The sequence below is a fragment of the Paraburkholderia ferrariae NBRC 106233 genome (assembly GCF_000685035.1).
Taxonomy (GTDB): Bacteria; Pseudomonadota; Gammaproteobacteria; order Burkholderiales; family Burkholderiaceae; genus Paraburkholderia; species Paraburkholderia ferrariae.
The window spans coordinates 323,161-341,970 of sequence record NZ_BAYB01000009.1 but is presented as its reverse complement, the minus strand read 5'-3'; the positions used below and the strand labels follow the sequence as shown (position 1 = coordinate 341,970).

The window sequence follows — 18,810 nt, the reverse complement described above, 5'->3', positions numbered from 1 at the left end:
GACGCCCGGGATAATCCGAAATTGCCTGTTTGCGTTAAAGGCATTACCTTTGGGCATGACTTTCAATCTCCAGCAACTGCACGCCTTCGCCACCATCGTTTCGACCGGCAGCCTCGGGCGCGCGGCCGAAACGCTGCACGTCACGCAGCCCGCGCTGAGCCGGGCGATCCGCCGGCTCGAAGACCAGGTGGGCGCACCGCTCTTCGAGCGCCACTCGCGCGGCATGCAGCTCACGCCCGTGGGCGAGGCGCTGCTGCCGCACGCGATCCTCCTGCAACGCGAGGCCGAGCAGGCCCGCGAAGAGATCGACGCCATGCGCGGCCTCGCGCGCGGCACGATCCGCTGCGGCGCGGTGGGCAGCATTGCGAGCCACGTGCTGCCGCTCGCGGTGAGCGGCGTGCTGCAGAAGTGGCCGAAGCTGCGCGTGGAAATTATCGAAGGGGTGTGGGACCGGCTGGCCGACGCGCTGGTGCGCCGGGACATCGACCTCGCACTCAGCATGGCCGTGCCCGATACGGACGAGATCGTGGCGATAGGCGACTGCCGCTGGGAGGATCTGAGCTATGTCGTGGCGGCGCTCGATCATCCGCTGCGCAAGAAGCGCAGCCTCACGCTGGCCGATACGCTCGGCGAGCAATGGGCCATCCCGCCTCGCGGCACGGCCCCGTACGATCACATGCAGCAGGCGTTCGCCGCGCAGGGGCTGGGCCTGCCGAATGTGGTGGTCGAAACGCGCTCGATCACGGTGTTGAAGAGCCTCGTGGGACGCTCGGGGTTTCTGAGCTGGATGGCCTTGCCGATGTACGCGACGGAGAGCAAGGCGGGCGTGTTCGATACGCTGCCGTTGCCGGGCGTGGAAGGGCGGCGCACGCTGACCGCCTTCCGGCGCCGGCACGGCATCTTGCCGAGCCCGGCGGTGAAACTGCTCGAGCAGTTGCGGCAGTTGACGGCACGGGAGGCGCGTTAGCGGACTAAAGCTGAAGCGCTCTAAAGAAGCGTTAAAGGTAAACCCCGCGCGCCCCCTGCCGAGCCGTAAAAATCAGCGCGCTTCGCGACGCGGCCAGAGCGTCTTGCCCCAGAACGTGAGCGTGCGGTCCCACGCCAGTTGCGCCCAGACCGGATCGTATTGCGTGGCCGCGATGCGGCCCGGGCCAACGGCCGTTTCGTTGGCGAACGAATGATGCGCGAGGTAGCGGTGGAAGGTCACATCGACCCCGGCTTCGAGCAGCTTCGCTTCGAGCGCATCGACAATCTCGGCCTTGAAGAAGTGGTCTTGCGTGGCCCAGTGGCCCAGCACGGGTGCGCCGATCTTCGAGGCGTTGATGTATTCGAGCGGCGGGAAGCCGTACCACACCACCACGCCGTCGAGGCCGGAAATCTGGCCCGCCGCCAGCAGCGTGAGCGCGCCGCCCATGCAGTAGCCCGTCATGCCGACACGGTCGGTCAGCGTCCTCAGGTAGTCCACGGCGCCGCGCACGTCCTGCGAGGCGGCGTCCGCGAAGTCGAGCGCATTCATGAGGTGGTTCGCCTCTTCTTCTTCCACCGTGCTTTTGCCGCGATAGAGATCGGGGACGAGCGCGATGTAGCCCGATTGTGCGAGGCGGTCGGCCACGCCGCGGATCTGCTCGTTTACGCCCCACCATTCCTGGATGACGACGATGGCCGGTGCACCCTCGGCCTTCTCGGGGCGGGCGAGATAGCCCTGCAGCGTCTTGCCGTCGGGGCGCGTGAAGGTGATGGTGGAACCGGTGGGCTGTTTCATGGGGACATTCCTCTGAAGGGCGGGGCGCCAGGGGTGAAACCGCTAGCATAGCGTTTGCGCCGCGGCTTTGCCTGGTTGCGCCACACGGCGCTACAAGACGCCGCGTGCTTTGCCGTGTGCTTCGCCGTGTGTCTTGCCGCATGGGTCGGCGGCGCTATTCCCCGATCAGATGCAGGACGATGTCGCGCACGCTTGCATGGCGGCGGTGCTCGAAGAGATAAATGCCTTGCCATGTGCCGAGCACGGGCTCGCCGTGTTCGACCGGTATCGAAAGCTGGGTCTGCGTGAGCGCGCAGCGCAGGTGCGCGGGCATGTCGTCGGGGCCTTCGGTGTCGTGCTCGTAGCGTTGCGGGGCTTCGGGCGCGAGTTCGTCGAAATAGCGTTCGATATCGCGGCGCACCGACGGGTCGGCATTCTCCTGGATCAGCAGCGATGCCGAGGTATGGCGGCAGAACAGCGTGAGGAGGCCGGTGGCGACGCCCTGCTCGCGCACGAATGCGCGCACGGGCGCGCTGATGTCGACGAGGCCGCGCGTGCGCGCGTTGACGTGCAGATGATGAAGCGCCTGGCGCATGGTCTTTCTCCTTCCTGGCGGGCGGTGAGGCCGAATGAGCAGCATAACGGATGCCCTGCCGCCGGCGGGCGTCATGCACGCGCGCGGGCCTGTGCTGGTAGGATGTCGCGCTCGCCGCCGGACCGGCGGCGCCCGAATCCCCGGAAACGTCCAGGAGAACCTGTTTGAATCTCACCCGCTATGCCCAGGGCCGTCACGCGGCCAAGGCCTTCGATCCCGCCCGCAAGATCCCCGACCCGGTTATCGACGAACTGAAGGAACTGGTGCGCTTCAGCCCCTCGTCGGTCAACTCGCAGCCGTGGCATTTCGTGGTCGCATCGAGCGATGCGGCGCGTGCGCGTGTGGCGAAGGCCATGCAGCCCGGCTATGCGTATAACGAACCGAAGGTGATGCGCGCTTCGCACGTGATGGTGCTGTGCGCGCGCACCGATATGGACGAAGCTCACCTGAACGCCGTGCTTGCACAGGAAGAAGCGGACGGCCGCTTTGCGAGCCCCGAAGCGAAGACGGGCCAGCAGAACACGCGCGTGTTCTACGTGAAGCTGCACCGCGACGAGCGCGGCGATCTGCCGGAGTGGATGGAAAAGCAGGCCTATCTCGCGCTCGGCACGCTGCTGATCGGCGCGGCCACGCTCGAGATCGACGCCTGTCCGATGGAAGGTTTCGACGCGGCGGTGCTCGACGCCGAACTCGGCTTGCGCGAAAAAGGCCTCACGTCGCTCGTGGTGGTGAGCCTCGGCTATCGCAGCGGCGAGGACTTCAACGCGAAGCTGCCGAAGTCGCGCCTGCCGGCTGCGGCGGTGTTCACGGAACTTGCGTGAGGCCCTGCGCGAGGCGCGTGACGAGGGTGGCGCGTTGAAGGCGGCCGCCGCGAGGCGGGGTCAGCTATCGGCGGACGCCTTGCGCGCCTCGCGCATCAGTTCGACGTAGCGCCGCGCGGCGAGTCCGAGCGGCCGCTCCGTCGACCAGACCACGTCGGCCCACAGGCGAATTTCGTTGCTCATGTTTTCGAGCACGATTTCGACGAGCGCGCCGGTTGCCACGAGCGGCTGCACCAGCGCGCGCGGCAGATAGGCCCAGCCGAGTCCGGCCTGCACGAGGCCGAGCGTGGCGAGGTGGCTGTCCGTGCGCCAGGTGGTGCGCGAGACGAGCGTGCGGTTGTTGAGCCGGCTGTCCGCGTCGCTCGCCACGGCAATCTGCCGGCCCGCAATGAGATCCTCGTGGCTCACGCAGCTCTGCTCCGGCTGGTACAGCGGATGATCGGGCGAGACCACCGCCACCAGCAGTTCGCTGCTCACCTCCTGAAACCCTTCCCGCGCGTCGAGTCCAGGGCGTTCGAACACGAGCGCGAGTTGCACGGCGCCTTCGTGCAGCATGCGCATGGCGTTCGCCTGCGGCGCCGAAACGATGTCCACTTCCAGCGCGGGAAACTCCAGCGCGAGCGTTTGCAGCGGCGCGCTCCAGGGCGCGGCCAGCAGTTCCGGCGCGATCGCAATGGCGAGCGTTTTCTCCAGCCCCGCGTGCAGGGCGAGCGCATGCACGTCGAGTTGCCGCAGTTGCAGCGCGATCTGCCGGGCGCGCGGCTCCAGGGCACGCGCGGCGTCGGTGGGCATGGGCTCGCGGCCCGCGCGGTCGAATAGCGCGAGGTCGAGCGCCGCTTCGAGGTTCGCCATCGCCATGCTCACCGCGGAAGGCACCTTGCCGAGCGCACGGGCGGCCGCCGAAAACGAGCCGTGGTCGAGCACGGCGAGGAAGACGGCCACGTTGTCCGAACTGAAGCTCATGTGCGACCTTTCAGATTTTTTGACAGAAGCTGACTGGTTGTATCAGATTTCGCCCGCTACGATCAAGATCATTCCGATATCGCCGAGGGGGCGCCATGCAAGGTCTCAAACGACGCATCGTTTATGTCACCGTGTTCGAAGGCCTCGCCATTCTCGTGACCGGCGTGAGTTTCGCGTCGATTGCGGGGAGCGGCATGAACCGGGCCGGCGCGGTGGCGGTGCTGACCTCGGTGGTCGCGACCTCGTGGAATTTCGTCTACAACCTGCTGTTCGAGCGCTGGGAAGCGCGGCAGACGCGGCGCGGCCGCAGCGTTGCGCGGCGCATCGCGCACGCGGTGGGATTCGAAGGCGGCCTCTTGCTGATGCTCGTGCCGCTCTTCGCCTGGCTACTGCGTATTTCGCTCGTCGAAGCGTTCGTGATGGACATCGGCCTGACCGTGTTCTTTCTCGTCTATGCCTACCTCTACAACCTCGCTTTCGACCATCTGTTCGGCTTGCCGGCGTCGGCCCTGCCGCTCGTGACCTTGCCCGAGGCGGCGTGCGAGGTGTCGAAGTCCTGAGGGGCAGTAAAGACGCACGGAGAGGATGCGCTGCGCGCGCGGGAATGCCGCTTGCTCCCGGTTCTGTCGATTCGGAACCCCAGGAGAGGAGGGCACCATGATGACCAGAAAGGCCGCTACGCTCGCCGCGGCGATGCTGCTCGCATCCGGCATGGGCGCAACCGGACTCGCGCAGGCGCAGGGCTCGCCGCAGTCCATTTCCGTTCAGCGCGTGACTACGGCCCAATCGGGCACCGGTTATCGCGCTTCGAAGCTCACCGGTGCCGACGTGTACGACACGAGCGGCTCGAAGATCGGCACCGTCGATGACATCGTGCTCGTCACGCCCGATCAGGGCGCTTTCGCAATCGTTTCGGTGGGCGGGTTCCTCGGCATGGGCAAGCACCTCATCGCCGTGCCGTTCAGCGAATTGCAGATCAGCAGCAAGCAGATCGTTCTGCAGGCGGACAAGGACGCGATCAAGGCGATGCCGGAATTCAAGTACGCCCACGACTAACAAGGAAGGAGTCTGAACGAAAAAGTCCGCTTCCCGATGGCCTGGCGGCCAGCGGGAAGCGGACTTCGCGTATCCGTTCCTGCGCACGGGGCGCGCCCCGCGCACAGCGTCGATCAGAACATGTGGCGTATGCCGAGGCTCGCACCGATCGTCGATCCGGACACTTCATAGAGCGCGTTGTTGATCGAGAGGCCCGTGTCCATGTGACCGTGATTGTTCACGTAACCCAGTTGCCCATACAACGTCGTGCGCTTCGAGAGGAAGAACTGCACGCCGCTCGAAGCCATGAGCGAGTGGTTCGTGCCGTCGTTGCCGTCACGCGTGTAGTACACGCCGCCGTTCACGTTGAGGTAGGGCAGCACGAAGTAGCTGAAGCCGCCCGAGTACACGCTGTTGTCGAACGAGCCCGACACCTTGTAGAGCGCATACGAAGCCGAGAAGGTCAGGTCGTTCGGGAAGCGATAGCTCGCGCCGATGGTGCGGCCGACGAACTCGACGGTGCTCGGGACGGGCGTGGAGGCGGCGCTGCCGCCCGCGTTGCCGCTATAGAGGGCGCCCGTGATCGTGAAGCCGCCCAGGTGGTAGCGCAGGCTGGCCGAATACTGGCGCCCGGCCTGGAAGTCGCCCGCCGCGCCGCCCAGCGCAATCATGCCTGCTGCCTGCACGCCGGCGATTTCCGGCGAAGTGTAGGTGATCGAATTGCTGTTGAAGAGGCCCGTCACGTAGACGTTGTCCACGTAGCTGACGAGTCCGCTGCCGAAGTACGACATGGCACGCGGGTCCATGTCGTAGATCGAGAGGAAGAACGGTGAGTACTGCAAACCGGCCTTCACGGAACCGTACGAGCTGTCGATCCCCACCCACGCCTGGCGGCCGAACAGGTTGCCGTTCGAATTATTGAACTGCCCGTTGGCGATGCTCACGCCGCTTTCCAGGGTGAACACGGCGCGCAGGCCGCCGCCCAGATCTTCCGCGCCGCGCATGCCGAAGCTCGAGCCCGTCATGCCGCTGTCGGTGAACGAGAACTGGTGGCCTTCGTTTTGTCCCGTCGCCATGTTCATCGTATGGCTCGTATAGAGGATGGAACCGTCCACGATGCCATACAGCGTCACGCTGCTTTGTGCCTGCGCGGCGCCCGAGGCCCCCAGTAGACCGGCCACGGTGAACGTGGAAGCCATGAGTTTCCAGTGAACGATTTTCCGTTTGTTCATTTCGTAATCCTTAGTAATGAGGGAGGTCCGGTTACGTGTGGGCGCGTCGCTTTGAAACGACGTCTCGGTGCTTTAAAAAACGGGATTCGGAGCCGCGCTCAGTGCGAGCGCGGGTGCAGCAGGACCGTTTCGGGCGGTGAGGGCGGGTACGGGCGAAGAGCGTGATGTGCTGCAGCGAAGCCGCACGGCGGGCGCGGCGTGAAGCATGACGCCGGGGCTGGCCCGGCTGGCAGCAGATCGGGGTGCTCGTTCACCGTGCGCGTCTCCACAAACAGAATGTGCTCGAAACGTTGACCGGATTGCTCGCGGAATGGTCTTATTTTTGTCCGCGCGTACATAATCTGTCACCCTGGGAGAAACGATCAGTTTTTTAGCACGGGCGTTCGCACCCCAAAGGCCCATGGCATGGGGCTAATGGGGTTTGAGGTTCGCTAAACCGCGTACGAGCGTGCTTTAGCGCGGGAAGGGGGAGTGCGGGCGGGCAGGAGGCGCGCCGCTGGGTCGCTGAAGCCCCGCGCCGTGGCCGGCGCGGGGTGTGGCGCGGGTGTGGCAAATTCGCCGCAATGGGCGCTTATTGAATCTTGCTGGCCGCGGCGATGATTGCGTCCGCAACGGCTTTCGGATGACTCACCATGACGACGTGGCTGGCATCGACATGACTCGTGGTGGCGCCGATGGCCTGGGCCATGGCGGCTTCGGCATGCGGGTCGATCATGCGGTCCTGGTCGGCGACGACGTACCACGAAGGCTTCGTATGCCATGCGGCAACGCTCACCTTGTCGTCCAGCGCGCCCGCGAACCACGGGCCCTGGGTGGCGGCCAGCGTGCGGGCCTGCGCGGGCGGCAGGTCCTGGGCGAAGTCGTGGATCACGGCGTTGGTGGAGAGCGTGAGGTAGTTGCCCGAGTCCTTGTGCAATTCGCCCGCCCACGCGGGGGCCGGCTTGCCCTTCATCATGTCGTTGACCGAGGCGCCCGCGTCGGGCGCCAGCGCCGCGACGTAGACGAGCGCCTTCACCTTGTCGTCGTCGCCGGTCTGCGTGATCACCACGCCGCCCCACGAATGGCCGACGAGCACGACGGGGCCGGTTTGGGCGTCGATGGCGCGCTTCGTCGCGGCGGCGTCGTCGGCGAGCGAACTGAGCGGGTTCTGGACCGATACGACGTGCAGCCCCCGCGCTTCGAGCAACGGGATAACCTTGTCCCAGCTCGAGCCGTCGGCGAAGGCGCCGTGCACGAGCACGACGTTCGTGCCTTTCAGGTCGCCGGGGGGCGCGGCGTGCGCCGCGGGCAGCACGAGCGCGCTGGCGGCGAGGGCTGCCGATGCGATACTTTTCTTCAACAGACCGTTCATGATGGAGCGTGACCTCGCAGTGTGGAGTGAGCCGCCAGCATCGCAGCCGCCGCGTGCGTGCGGTATCGGTCGAATGACCGACCCCGTTCGCGGTGGCCGGCGCGTATAGTCCCCATCCTGAGGGCGTGTTCTTCAAGCATGCAAACAAGGAGGCGGTGCCGCAGGTGCAGACAATCCAGCAGGACGGTTTCGCGATTCGCGTGTTCGATGCGGTCAAGGCGCTGGCCTTTATCGGCGATCTCAGCATGGGCCAGCCGACCGACCACTCGCTGCGCACGGCGTGGCTTGCGGCGCGGATCGCACAGGCGCTGGGCCTGGACGAGACTGCGCGCGTGGCGGTGGTGGAAGCCTCGCTGCTGCGCTGGTCCGGCTGCACCGCCAATGCGCCGGGCTTTGCCGACGTGCTGGGCGACGACGTGGCGGGCCGCGAAGCCATGCTGGCGCAGCGCCCCGATTGGGCCGAGCCGCTCGAACCGCTCGGGGGCGCGGGCGTCGCGCTCGCACCGCTCGCCCGGATCCACTGCGAAGTGTCGAGCGAAGTTGCGCGCATCATGGGTTTGGGCCCTGCCACCGAAACCGCCTTGCGGCACATCTTCGAAACCTGGGACGGCCATGGCATTCCCGACCGGCTGGCGGGTGCAGCGGTGCCCGATACGGTTTTCGTGGTGGCGCTGGCCGGCGACGTAGAAATTTTCAGCCGCGTCTATGGGCTGGGGCAGGCGCTCAAGCTGATCGCGCAGCGGGCCGACGCGCGCTATCCGGCCCGCCTCGCGGCGCTCGCCGTGGCAGAGGCGCCGCACTGGCTGGCGGGACTGGAAGGCGTGGATGCGCCGCCGTTCGACGCCGAACTCATGACGCCGCAGATGGGCAAGACGACCTCGGCCGAACTGATCGCCGACATCATCGATTTGAAACTGCCGTGGATGACCGGCTTCTCGCGCACCGTGGCGGCGGCCGCAGCCGCGTGCGGCGCGCGGTTGGGCCTCGACGCGCAGGCAGAGGAGCGGCTCTATTGCGCGGGGCTGATTCACGGCATAGGCCGCGCGGCAGTGCCGAATGCGGTGTGGAATACGCGCGGGCGGCTGCCCGCCGCGGCGTGGGAGAAGGTGCGGCTCGTGCCGTACTGGACTTCGCGCGCGGGCAAGCAGGGCGGCGCGCTGGCGCCGATCGCCGAACTGGCTTCGTGGGCCTACGAACGGCTCGACGGGTCGGGGTATTTTCGCGGCGCGGGTCGCGAGGCGTTCGCGCAGGAGGCGCGCATACTCGCGGCTTCGGTCGCGTGGGTCGCGCTGCGCTCGGCGAGGCCGTGGCGCGAGGCGCTGCCGCTTGCCGACGCGCAGGCGCTATTGCTGGAGCAGGCGCAGCGCGGGCGGTTCGATGGCGAAGTCGTTCATGCGCTGATCGAATCCGGTCCCGCGCCGCATCGGGCTGTGCGGACACGGCCATCGGCGGTGCGCATCTCGGCACGCGAGGCCGACGTGCTGCGCGCGATCAGCCTTGGCGCGAGCAACAAGACCATTGCGCGCGAGTTGGGGCTGAGTCCGAGCACGGTGCGCACGCATGTGGAAAGCGTGTTTCGCAAGCTCGATTGTTCGTCGCGCGCGGCGGCTACGCTCAAGGCTTCGACGCTCGGGTTGCTGTGAGTTGCGCGATGCCGCGCGCGGGGTGTTTTGCCACCTTTGCCGTTTCCTTGCCGCTTGCATCACACTTCCCGGCATAGTGCTTCCCGGCCCATTCAGGCAGGCGCGATTCGCGCAGACGATCTACGGCATGACCGCGATTAACGCTTGCGCTTCGGCTCCGCAGGCACAGCCTCCGGTTCGCTCATCGCCATCGCATGTCGCCCGATCGCTTTTGCAATGCGCTCCGAAAGCGCCGGATCGTGTACGGCACGCGCGAGCGTCACGCCGCCCGAGAGCATCGCGAGCAACGCTATCGCACGGTCGTCGCGCTCATCGCGGCCAGCGGCAGGCACATCGTCCAGTCCCGCCGAAACCTCGTTGATGAGCCGCAGCAGTTCTTCCTCATAAGCGATACGCGTTTCGTCGTCGGCCCGCATGACTTCCGGCGAGAGACTGGGCAGCGCACAGCTTTCTCCCAGCTTGCAGGTGCGCCGCGGCCCGAGGTAGAAGTCGATGAAGAGCTTGCGCCAGCGCGGCCCATGCTCGGCCCGCAGCGACCCCACGGCCTCCCGGATCTGCGCGATGCCCGCGAGCACGACGTTGCGGAACGCCTCGCTCTTCGACTTGAAATGGCCATAGAACGCGCCATTGGTGACGCCCGCCGCCTTCGTCAGCGGGCCGATGCCCGAACCGCCGTAGCCTTCCTCGCGGAACAGGCGGGCGGCGGCATCGAGAATGCGCGCACGGGTTTCGTTCTTGTGCTCGGTGGAGTAACGCATAGGCGACCTCTTTCAGAGTAATCGCTCTTTATGTTGCATAAAGAGCGATTAGTATCTATCCTATAGAGAGTGATTAGTACTTATATCACGACCGTTCGAAACTTACCCACCCGCAAAAGAAGGAGGAAATGCCATGCCGATTACGCTGACCGTCACCGAGGGCCTGCTCGCGCCCGCTGTAGAAGCGCAGGTGTTTGCCGGTTTGACCGAAGCCTTGCTGGAGATCGAACAACTGGATGGCAATGCGTTCATGGAGCCGAACGTGATCGGCACCGTGAACGTGGTGCCGCCGGGGCGCGTGTACACCGGCGGCAAGCCGGGGACCGCGGCCTTCGTCGAACTGAAGTTGCCGGGGGTGGCGCTCGCCACGCCCGAGGCGAAGGGGCGCTTCATCGCGCGGGCGACCGACGTGGTCGAACGGGCGGCAGAAGGGCGGCTGGCTCGCGACCATATCTGGGTGAACGTGGTGTATGCGGCGGACGGCGCCTGGGGCATAGCCGGGCGCAGCTACGACAACGACGCGCTCGTGGACGCCATCAGCTCGGCCGCCGTTCAGTAAGCACCAGGCGGCGCGCCAGGGTGTCGATCCCCGGCGTGCCGTTTGTATATCAAGGCGTAGCCGTCGAAATCTTCGGCTCGCTCGCGGCGGCATCGGTCGCCGCCGCATTCGCCTTCGCGTCGGGGCGATCGGGATGCAGCGTTTCATGCAGCACGCCCGACCAGCCGCCCCCCAGGTCGCCGATCAGCGCAGCCGCGTCGAGCAGGCGTTGCTGCTGCACGTTCAGCGCCGACTGCTGGTTGCTCAACTGCGTGGTCTGCGCCGTGGCCACGGTCGTGTAATCGACCGTACCCGCCTGGTATTCGTTCTTTGCGATTTCCGTGCCGTGGGTCGCGTCGCGCACCGCGGCATCCAGTGCTTCGGACTGCTGTGCAAGGATGCGCAGGCCGGAGAGGTCGTTCTCCACGTTCTCGAACGCCGAGAGCACGGTGCCGCGATAGTTGGCCACGGCCGCGTCGTAGGTCGCGCGGGCGGCTGCCACTTCGGCGCCGCGCTCGCCGCCGTCGAAGATCGTTTCCGTGGCGCTTGCGCCCAGCGACCACACGTAGTTGCTGATGTGCAGCAGCCCCGAGAGCGGCGCCTGCGTGAAGCCGTCGAGCGCCGAGAGCGAAATGGCCGGATAGTACGCCGCCGTTGCCACGCCGATGGCCGCGTTCGCGGACGCCATCTGCCGTTCCGCGGTTGCGATGTCCGGGCGCCGTTGCAGGATCGTGGAGGGCACCCCTGCCGGGATCGTGGGCAAGGTGGGCAGGTGTTCGCTATGCGGGATGTCCATGTCTTCGGGGTTGCGCCCCACCAGCACCGCAATCGCGTGCTCGTACTGCGCGCGCGAGACGCCGAGCGCGATCAGACTGGCCTGCGCACTTTCGAGCTGCGTGCGCGCGGAGACGAGATCGGACGGCGCCACCGTGCCCGCCTGGTCCTGGTCGGTCACCACGCGCAGAAAGTCCTTGTAGGCGGCCACCGTCTGCGTGAGCAGGTCGATGTCGGCGTCGGCCACGCGCAACTGGATCACGTCGTTGGCGAGCGCGATCTGTTCGGAGAGCGTTGCGTTCGCAAGCGTCGCTTCGCTCGCCTGGGCGGTGGCCGAATTCTCTTCGATCTGGCGGCGCACCTGCCCCCAGACGTCGAGTTCCCAGCTTACGTTGGCTTCGAGCGTGCCGGCATTGACGATGCGCGCGCCGGAGCCGCCCACCGAACTCACGTTGCTCACGCTGCTGATCGTGCCCGAGGCCGAGCGCTCGCGCGTGCCCGACCCGGTGATGCCGACGGTCGGAAAGAGGCTGGCGCGCGCGACGCGCACTTCGGCGAGCGCTTCCTGATAGTTCGCGTAGTCCTGCCGCACGGTCTGGTTCGAGACGGCAATGAGCGGCTCCAGTTCGTCGAGGAGCGGATCGTGGAACACGGTCCACCAGTCGCCCTTCGGGCTTTCGGCGGCGGCGGGCGTCGCCTGGGTCCAGCCCGGCAGCTCCTTCCAGGTGGCGGGCACGGCCACCTGCGGGCGGCGGTAGTCGGGGCCGACCATGCAGCCGCTCGCGAGCAGCGTGGCGGATACGGCGAGCGCGAGCGGCAGGAGGCGCAGCGCGGTGCGCGCGCGGGGGAAAGCGGGAGTTGTCCGCATGCGGGGTGTCTTCATCATGATGCGCTCTCATCGGCCTGGCGGTTCCAGGGCAGGCGCTGGGCCCAGCGCGCAAGGCGCGCACGCAGGTTGTCGAGGAACAGGTAAATCACGGGCGTGGTGTACAGCGTAAAGACCTGCGAGAGGAGCAGCCCGCCCATCACGGTCACGCCGAGCGGCTGGCGCAGCGAGGCGCCCTGGCCAAGCGCGAGCACGAGCGGCACGGCGCCGAGCACGGCGGCGAAGGTGGTCATCATGATCGGGCGCAGCCGCACCACGGCCGCTTCGTGAATCGCGCGGCGCGCGTCCATGCCTTCGTGGCGCTGCAACTGGATCGCGACGTCCACCATCATGATGCCGTTCTTCTTGACGATACCGATCAGCAGGATGATGCCGATCATCGCGATGACCGAGAACGGCGTGCCGAAGATCAGCATGGCGAGCACCGCGCCGATGCCCGCCGAGGGCAGCGTGGAGAGAATCGTGAGCGGGTGGATGGTGTTCTCGTAGAGCACGCCCAGCACGATATAGACCACGGCGAGCGCGGCGAGGATCAAAAGCGGCACGGTGCCCATCGACTGCGCGTAGGCCTGGGCCGCGCCCGCGAACGAGCCGTGCACCGAAGCCGGCATGCCGATGTCCTGCTGGGCCTTCTCGATGGTTGCGTAGGCCGCGGAGAGCGAGCCGCCCTGGGGCAGGTTGAACGAGATTGTGCCCGCCACCATGCCGCTCTGGTGGTTCACCTGGGTGGCGGTGTGGCCCGTCGTCCACTTCATGGTGGCGACGAGCGGCACCATGGTTTCCGCCGCCGTGCTGTCCGCGCTGCCGCTCGAACTGCCGCCCTTGCTGTTCGAGATGCTGTTGGTGAGCTGGTTGGCCTCGGCGTTCGAATTCTGCGAATTCGTCGCGCTCGACGTGCCGGACACGGTGCTGATCGCCGCGGGCAGCGTGACGCCCTTGACGAGGCTGCCCGACATCTGCGTCTGCGCGGTGCCGGTTGCGTTGCCCGCCGCCGTGGAAAGCCAGATCTGGTCGAACGACTGCGGATACTGCCAGTACTGCGGGGCGACTTCCATCACCACGAAATACTGGTTGAGCGCGTTGTAGATCGTCGAGACGGTGCGCTGCCCGAAGGCGTCGTAGAGCACGCTGTCGATCTGGTTCGGATCGAAGCTGTAGCGCTTGGCCGTCGTGCGGTTGAGCGTGACGTACGCCTGCAGGCCGTTCTGCTGCAGGTCCGAGTTCACGTCGGTCAGCACGCCGTGGTACTTGTTGAGCTCGTCCACGAGCTTCGGCACCCAGGTGAAGAGCGCGTTGGCGTCCTCGCTCGTGAGCGTGTACTGGTACTCCGCCGCCGACTGCCGCCCGCCGATGCGCAAGTCCTGCTGCGCCTGGAGGAAGAGCCGCGCGCCGGAAACGGCGTTGAGCTTGGGCCGCAGGCGGTTGACGACCTGGGTGGCGGACAGGTGGCGCTGCGCGAGCGGCTTGAGTTCGACGAACACGTTCGCCGTGTTGAGCGCTCGGCCGCCCGTGAAGCCGGCCACCGAGGCGACGGCCGGGTCCGTCTGCACGATCGCCTGCAGTTGCGCGAGCTTTTTCTCCATCGCCGTGAACGAGATGCTCTGGTCGGCGATGATCTGGCCGATCAGAATGCCCGTGTCCTGCTCGGGGAAGAACGTGGCGGGCAGGAAGCGCGCGAGGAACACGTTGCCGAACAGCAGCACGAACAGCACGACGATCACCAGCACCTTGTGGTTGAGCGCGACGTCGAGCGAGCGCGAATAGGCCTGCTTGAAGCGCTCGAACTGCGCCTCGATCCACACGGCCCAGCGCGCCTGGCTTTGCTGGCTGTGCTCGCGCGAGAGTACGTAGGCGCACATCGTGGGCGTGACGGTGAGCGAGACCACGAGGGAGATGAGAATCGCGATGGACAGCGTCACCGCGAATTCGTGGAAGAGCAGGCCGACAACGCCGGGCATGAGCAGGATCGGCAGGAACACGGCGATGAGCGAGAGGCTCATGGAAAGCACCGTGAAGCCCACTTCGCGCGCGCCGATCAGCGCGGCTTCCTTCGGCGCGAGTCCGGCCTCCATGTGGCGCACGATGTTTTCCAGCACGACCACGGCGTCGTCCACCACGAAGCCCGTGCCGATGGTGAGCGCCATCAGCGAGAGGTTGTCGATGCTGTAGCCCATCAGGTACATCGGGCCGAAGGTGCCGATGATCGAGATGGGCAGCGCCACGGCCGGGATCAGCGTGGCGCGCGGCGAGAGCAGGAACACGAACACCACGCCGATCACGAGCAGCACGGCGATGAAGAGCGTGCGCTCGGTGTCGTCCACGGAGGACTCCACCGACTCGGAACGGTCGATCGCCACGTGCACCTTCACCGAGGAGGGCAGGGCCGCCTCGATGGACGGCAGCCGGTCGCGGATCTGCCTGACCGTCTGCACGATGTTGCTGCTTGGCATGGGGTAGACGATCACGAGCACGGCGGACTTGCCGTTGTAGAGCCCGGCGTTGCGGATGTTCTCGTTCGAGTCGCGCACCTCGGCCACGTCGCGCAGCAGGACGGGCGCGCCGTTGCGGTAGGCCACCACGACGTCGCGGTAGGGCGCGGCCTTGGAGATCTGGTCGTTCGAGATCACCTCGTAGCGCTGGTCGCCCTGGTCGATATGGCCTTTCGCGCTGTCCGCATTGGCGGCGCCGATCGCGGCGCGCACGTCTTCGAGGCCGATGCCGTAGCTGTTGAGCTTGCCCGGCTGCAACTCCACGCGCACCGAAGGCAGCGCGCCGCCGCCCAGCGTGATTTCTCCCACCCCGTCCACCTGCGAGAGCTGCTGCTGGATCACCGAATCGGCGGAATCGTAGAGCTGCGCCTTGGTGAGCGTGTCCGAGGTGAGCGCGAGCACCATGATCGGCGCGCTCGCCGGGTTGTACTGGCGGTACGTCGGGTTGCTGCGCAGCGTGGTGGGCAGGTCGGCGCGCGCGGCCTGGATTGCGGCTTCCACGTCGCGCGCGGCGCCGTTGATGTCGCGGTTCAGGCCGAACTGCACGACGATCATCGCCGAGCCCACCGAGTTGACGGAGGTGAGCTCGTTCACGTCCGCGATCGTGCCGAGGCGCCGCTCGAGCGGTTCGGCCACGGTGGAGGCCATGATCTCGGGACTCGCGCCCGCCATGGTGGCCTGCACCACGATCACCGGGAAGGCGATGTTGGGCAGCGGCGCGACCGGCAGGCGGAAGAACGCGAGCGTGCCGGCAATCAGGATCGCGATCGCGAGCAGCGAGGTCGCGACCGGGCGCCGGATGAAGATCGCCGAAAGGTTCACGGCGTGCTCTCGGGTGCAGGCGGCGCGCCGTTGTCCGGGCCGCCGGCGCTATCGGGGCTGCCCGGCTGGCCGTGGCCCGGCTTGCGGCCGAAGCGCTGCGCGAGGCGGTCGAAGAACAGATAGATCACGGGCGTCGTGAAGAGCGTGAGCATCTGGCTGAGCGTGAGGCCGCCGATGATCGCGAGGCCGAGCGGGCGGCGCAGCTCCGAACCCGTGCCGGTGCCGAGCAGCATCGGCAGCGCGCCTAGCATGGCCGCGAGCGTCGTCATCAGGATCGGGCGGAAGCGCAGGATGGACGCTTCGAAAATCGCCTCGCGCGGCGGCTTGCCGTGCACGCGCTCGGCTTCGAGCGCGAAGTCCACCATCATGATGGCGTTCTTCTTGACGATGCCGATCAGCAGCACGATGCCGATAATGCCGATCACGTCGAGATCGCTGCCCGCGATCATCAGCGCGAGCAGCGCGCCGATGCCCGCCGAGGGCAGCGTGGAGAGAATCGTCACCGGGTGCACGTAGCTCTCGTAGAGCACGCCCAGCACGATGTACACGGCCACGAGCGCCGCGATCAGCAGGTACACCTCGCTCGACAGCGAATCTTCGAACGCGGCCGCCGCGCCCTGGAACGACGAGGTGATGGAGGGCGGCAGAGCGACCGCCGCCTCGGCCTTGCGGATCTCGCCCACCGCGGCGGAGAGCGAGGCGTCCTTCGCGAGGTTGAACGAGATCGTGACCGCCGGGAACTGCGCGAGGTGGCTCAGCATGAGCGGCGAATGCGTGACGTGGATCGTCGCAATGCCCTTGAGCGGCACCTGGCCCGCACTGCTGGTCTGACTCGGCAGATAGATGTCGCCGATCGATTCGACCGTGGCCACCGCCTCGGGCTTGGCGACCAGGATCACGCGGTACTGGTCCGACTGCTGGAAGATCGTCGAGACGATGCGCTGGCCGAGCGCGTCGTAGAGCGCATTGTCGATGGTCGCCGCCGTGATGCCGTAGCGCGCCGCGAGCTGGCGGTTCACTTCGACATCGACGGACAGGCCGTCGGAGTTCAGGTCGCTCGTGACGTCGGTGATCGACGGGATCTGCTTCATCTTCGCGATGAGAGCCGGCACGTACTGGTTGAATGCGGCCTGGTTCGGCCCGCGCAGCACGAAGTTGTACTGGTTGCGCGAGATCGTCGTGTCGAGCGTGAGATCCTGCTCGGGCTGCAGATACAGCCGGATGCCGGACACCTTCGCCGTTTCCTGCTGGATGCGCCGCGCGATGGCCTCGGCGGTTTCGGAGCGGTCATCGTGCGGCTTCAGGTTGATCAGGAAGCGGCCGTTGTTGAGCGTGTTGTTGATGCCGTCGATGCCCACGTACGACGTGAGCGAGACCACGTCCGGGTCCTTGAGAATCTCCTCGGCGAGCGCGGACTGGCGCCGCACCATGGCCGAATACGAGACCGAATTGTCGGCCACGCTGATACCCTGGATCACGCCCACGTCCTGCACGGGGAAGAGGCCCTTCGGGATCACCACGTAGAGCACGAGCGTGAGCACGATGGTGCCGAGCGCCACGAAGAGCGTGAGCGTCTGGTGGTCGAGCACCCACCGGAGGCCGCGCTCGTACGCGGCGAGCGTCTTGTCGAAGAGCCCTTCGCTGATGCGCTCGAAGCGGCTGGGATGGCGTTCGGCCTGGGCGCGCAGGATGCGCGCGCACATCATGGGCACGACCGTGAGCGAGACGACCGCCGAGAGCACGATGGTGACCGCGAGCGTCACGGCGAATTCGCTGAAGAGCCGGCCGATCACGCCGCCCATGAAGAGGAGCGGGATCAGCACCGCGATGAGCGAGACCGTGAGCGAGAGAATCGTGAAGCCGATCTGGCCTGCGCCCTTCAATGCGGCCTGCAGCGGTTTGTCCCCCTCCTCGAGGTAGCGCACGATGTTCTCGATCATCACGATCGAATCGTCCACCACGAAGCCCGTGGCGATGATGAGCGCCATGAGCGAGAGGTTGTCGATCGAGTAGTTGAACTCGTACATCAGCGCGAGCGTGCCGATCAGCGAGACCGGCACCGAGATGCTCGGAATGATGGTGGCGGGCACGTTGCGCAGGAACACGAAGATCACCGCCACCACCAGCGCGATGGCGAGAATGAGTTCGAACGCCGCGTCCTTCACCGACGCCTGGATCACGCCCACGCTGTTCGAGACCACCGTGACCTTCATGCCGGCCGGCAGCGTTGCTTCGAGCTGCGGCAACTGCTTCATGATCTGGTTGACCGTGGCGATCACGTTGGCGCCCGGCTGGCGCTGCACGTTCAGCACGATCGCCGGTTCCTTGTTGTACCAGGCGCCGCGCTCCACGTCCTGCGCGGCCGAACTCACGTGCGCCACGTCGCGCATGAACACCGGCGCACCGTTCTGGTACGCGATCACGGTGTTCATGTAGTCGTTCGGGTCCGAGATCTGGTCGTTCGAATTGATCGTGTAGTCGAGGTCCGGGCCGTCGAAGTTGCCCTTCGGCTGGCTCACGTTCACGTTGGCGAGCAGCGTGCGCAGGTCGTCGATATTCAGGCCGTAGGCGGCGAGCTTCTGCGGGTCGGCCTCCACGCGCACGGCCGGCACGTTGCCGCCCGCCGTGGTGACGAGACCCACGCCCTGCACTTCGGAAATTTTCGTGGCGAGGCGGTTGTTGGCCGCGTCCTGGAGCTGCGTGAGCGACATCGACTTCGACGTGACCGCGAGCGTGAGGATGGGCTGGTCGGCCGGGTTGACCTTGGCGTAGGTCGGCGGCGCGGGCAGGCCGCTCGGCAGGTAGCTGTTGGCGGCGTTGATGGCCTGCTGGACGTTTTGCTCGGCCACGTCGAGGTTCAGCGACAGGTCGAACTGCAGCGTGATGATCGAAGCGCCTTCGGAGCTGTACGAGACCATCTGCTGCAGCCCCGGGATCTCGCCCAGTTGCACCTCCAGCGGCGCGGTGACGGTGGTGGCCATCACGTCGGGGCTCGCGCCGGGGTAGAAGGTCTGCACCTGGATGGTCGGGTAGTCGACCGAGGGCAGCGACGAAACCGGCAGGAACTTCATCGCCACGAGGCCGACCAGCACCATCGCGATCATCAGGAGCGAGGTCGCGACCGGCCTAAGAATGAACAGGCGGGAAATATTCATCGGCAGC

At 66.5% G+C, this 18,810-nt stretch carries 15 protein-coding genes; 6 read left to right on the top strand and 9 right to left on the bottom strand.

Annotation, left to right across the window (positions count from 1 at the left end; all coding sequences use genetic code 11):
- The first annotated feature begins 55 nt into the window (after positions 1–55).
- Entirely contained in the window at positions 56–967 is a 912-nt protein-coding gene (locus BFE01S_RS12070; protein WP_028225719.1) for a LysR family transcriptional regulator, read from the top strand.
- 72 nt (positions 968–1,039) lie between these two features.
- Here BFE01S_RS12070 and BFE01S_RS12065 read toward each other — a convergent pair whose 3' ends face one another.
- Both BFE01S_RS12065 and BFE01S_RS12060 read right to left on the bottom strand, forming a co-directional pair.
- Positions 1,040–1,762 (bottom strand): dienelactone hydrolase family protein, encoded by a 723-nt coding sequence (locus BFE01S_RS12065; protein WP_028225718.1) that lies wholly within the window; start codon positions 1,760–1,762, stop codon positions 1,040–1,042.
- Positions 1,763–1,916: 154 nt separating this feature from the next.
- The gene (locus BFE01S_RS12060; RefSeq protein WP_028225717.1) at positions 1,917–2,336 is read right to left on the bottom strand and encodes a secondary thiamine-phosphate synthase enzyme YjbQ; all 420 of its coding nucleotides are present in this window, start codon (positions 2,334–2,336) and stop codon (positions 1,917–1,919) included.
- Between the two features lie 164 nt (positions 2,337–2,500).
- Here BFE01S_RS12060 and BFE01S_RS12055 point away from each other — a divergent pair, with 164 nt between their 5' ends.
- On the top strand, positions 2,501–3,157 hold the full coding sequence (locus tag BFE01S_RS12055) for an oxygen-insensitive NAD(P)H-dependent nitroreductase NfsB (RefSeq protein ID WP_028225716.1): 657 nt from the start codon (positions 2,501–2,503) through the stop codon (positions 3,155–3,157).
- A gap of 60 nt (positions 3,158–3,217) precedes the next feature.
- On the opposite strand, the gene BFE01S_RS12050 is transcribed toward BFE01S_RS12055, so the two are convergent.
- Complete coding sequence (locus tag BFE01S_RS12050; RefSeq protein WP_028225715.1) at positions 3,218–4,120, bottom strand: LysR family transcriptional regulator; 903 nt, start codon at positions 4,118–4,120, stop codon at positions 3,218–3,220.
- A gap of 95 nt (positions 4,121–4,215) precedes the next feature.
- Here BFE01S_RS12050 and BFE01S_RS12045 point away from each other — a divergent pair, with 95 nt between their 5' ends.
- Both BFE01S_RS12045 and BFE01S_RS12040 read left to right on the top strand, forming a co-directional pair.
- Positions 4,216–4,680, top strand: coding sequence for a PACE efflux transporter (locus BFE01S_RS12045; RefSeq protein ID WP_028225714.1), 465 nt, complete (start codon positions 4,216–4,218; stop codon positions 4,678–4,680).
- A gap of 97 nt (positions 4,681–4,777) precedes the next feature.
- Complete coding sequence (locus BFE01S_RS12040; RefSeq protein ID WP_028225713.1) at positions 4,778–5,176, top strand: PRC-barrel domain-containing protein; 399 nt, start codon at positions 4,778–4,780, stop codon at positions 5,174–5,176.
- Positions 5,177–5,289: 113 nt separating this feature from the next.
- Here BFE01S_RS12040 and BFE01S_RS12035 read toward each other — a convergent pair whose 3' ends face one another.
- Both BFE01S_RS12035 and BFE01S_RS12030 read right to left on the bottom strand, forming a co-directional pair.
- Complete coding sequence (locus BFE01S_RS12035) at positions 5,290–6,387, bottom strand: porin (protein ID WP_245621089.1); 1,098 nt, start codon at positions 6,385–6,387, stop codon at positions 5,290–5,292.
- 571 nt (positions 6,388–6,958) lie between these two features.
- Positions 6,959–7,738 (bottom strand): alpha/beta fold hydrolase, encoded by a 780-nt coding sequence (locus BFE01S_RS12030; RefSeq protein WP_028225711.1) that lies wholly within the window; start codon positions 7,736–7,738, stop codon positions 6,959–6,961.
- A gap of 164 nt (positions 7,739–7,902) precedes the next feature.
- Here BFE01S_RS12030 and BFE01S_RS12025 point away from each other — a divergent pair, with 164 nt between their 5' ends.
- Entirely contained in the window at positions 7,903–9,381 is a 1,479-nt protein-coding gene (locus tag BFE01S_RS12025; protein WP_028225710.1) for an HD domain-containing phosphohydrolase, read from the top strand.
- Positions 9,382–9,518: 137 nt separating this feature from the next.
- Here the strand turns inward: BFE01S_RS12025 and BFE01S_RS12020 are convergent, their stop codons facing one another.
- The gene (locus BFE01S_RS12020; protein WP_028225709.1) at positions 9,519–10,139 is read right to left on the bottom strand and encodes a TetR/AcrR family transcriptional regulator; all 621 of its coding nucleotides are present in this window, start codon (positions 10,137–10,139) and stop codon (positions 9,519–9,521) included.
- 133 nt (positions 10,140–10,272) lie between these two features.
- On the opposite strand from BFE01S_RS12020, the gene BFE01S_RS12015 reads away from it, so the two are divergent.
- The gene (locus BFE01S_RS12015) at positions 10,273–10,698 is read left to right on the top strand and encodes a tautomerase family protein (protein ID WP_028225708.1); all 426 of its coding nucleotides are present in this window, start codon (positions 10,273–10,275) and stop codon (positions 10,696–10,698) included.
- A gap of 49 nt (positions 10,699–10,747) precedes the next feature.
- Here the strand turns inward: BFE01S_RS12015 and BFE01S_RS38380 are convergent, their stop codons facing one another.
- From BFE01S_RS38380 to BFE01S_RS12000, 3 genes are read right to left on the bottom strand one after another with little or no spacing between them, the layout of a single operon-like run.
- On the bottom strand, positions 10,748–12,337 hold the full coding sequence (locus BFE01S_RS38380) for an efflux transporter outer membrane subunit (RefSeq protein WP_407668205.1): 1,590 nt from the start codon (positions 12,335–12,337) through the stop codon (positions 10,748–10,750).
- Positions 12,334–15,648, bottom strand: a complete 3,315-nt coding sequence (locus BFE01S_RS12005) for an efflux RND transporter permease subunit (protein WP_028225707.1) — start codon at positions 15,646–15,648, stop codon at positions 12,334–12,336. The genes BFE01S_RS38380 and BFE01S_RS12005 overlap by 4 nt, the downstream gene beginning before the upstream one ends.
- Positions 15,645–18,803 (bottom strand): efflux RND transporter permease subunit, encoded by a 3,159-nt coding sequence (locus BFE01S_RS12000; RefSeq protein ID WP_028225706.1) that lies wholly within the window; start codon positions 18,801–18,803, stop codon positions 15,645–15,647. The genes BFE01S_RS12005 and BFE01S_RS12000 overlap by 4 nt, the downstream gene beginning before the upstream one ends.
- Between the last annotated feature and the right edge of the window lie 7 nt (positions 18,804–18,810).

Bases quoted from the DNA above. Each gene is read 5' to 3' on its own strand.
- BFE01S_RS12070 (WP_028225719.1), top strand. From the start codon at position 56: ATGACTTTCAATCTCCAGCAACTGCACGCCTTCGCCACCATCGTTTCG.
- BFE01S_RS12065 (WP_028225718.1), bottom strand. From the start codon at position 1,762: ATGAAACAGCCCACCGGTTCCACCATCACCTTCACGCGCCCCGACGGC.
- BFE01S_RS12060 (WP_028225717.1), bottom strand. From the start codon at position 2,336: ATGCGCCAGGCGCTTCATCATCTGCACGTCAACGCGCGCACGCGCGGC.
- BFE01S_RS12050 (WP_028225715.1), bottom strand. From the start codon at position 4,120: ATGAGCTTCAGTTCGGACAACGTGGCCGTCTTCCTCGCCGTGCTCGAC.
- BFE01S_RS12045 (WP_028225714.1), top strand. From the start codon at position 4,216: ATGCAAGGTCTCAAACGACGCATCGTTTATGTCACCGTGTTCGAAGGC.
- BFE01S_RS12040 (WP_028225713.1), top strand. From the start codon at position 4,778: ATGATGACCAGAAAGGCCGCTACGCTCGCCGCGGCGATGCTGCTCGCA.
- BFE01S_RS12035 (WP_245621089.1), bottom strand. From the start codon at position 6,387: ATGAACAAACGGAAAATCGTTCACTGGAAACTCATGGCTTCCACGTTC.
- BFE01S_RS12030 (WP_028225711.1), bottom strand. From the start codon at position 7,738: ATGAACGGTCTGTTGAAGAAAAGTATCGCATCGGCAGCCCTCGCCGCC.
- BFE01S_RS12020 (WP_028225709.1), bottom strand. From the start codon at position 10,139: ATGCGTTACTCCACCGAGCACAAGAACGAAACCCGTGCGCGCATTCTC.
- BFE01S_RS12015 (WP_028225708.1), top strand. From the start codon at position 10,273: ATGCCGATTACGCTGACCGTCACCGAGGGCCTGCTCGCGCCCGCTGTA.
- BFE01S_RS38380 (WP_407668205.1), bottom strand. From the start codon at position 12,337: ATGATGAAGACACCCCGCATGCGGACAACTCCCGCTTTCCCCCGCGCG.
- BFE01S_RS12000 (WP_028225706.1), bottom strand. From the start codon at position 18,803: ATGAATATTTCCCGCCTGTTCATTCTTAGGCCGGTCGCGACCTCGCTC.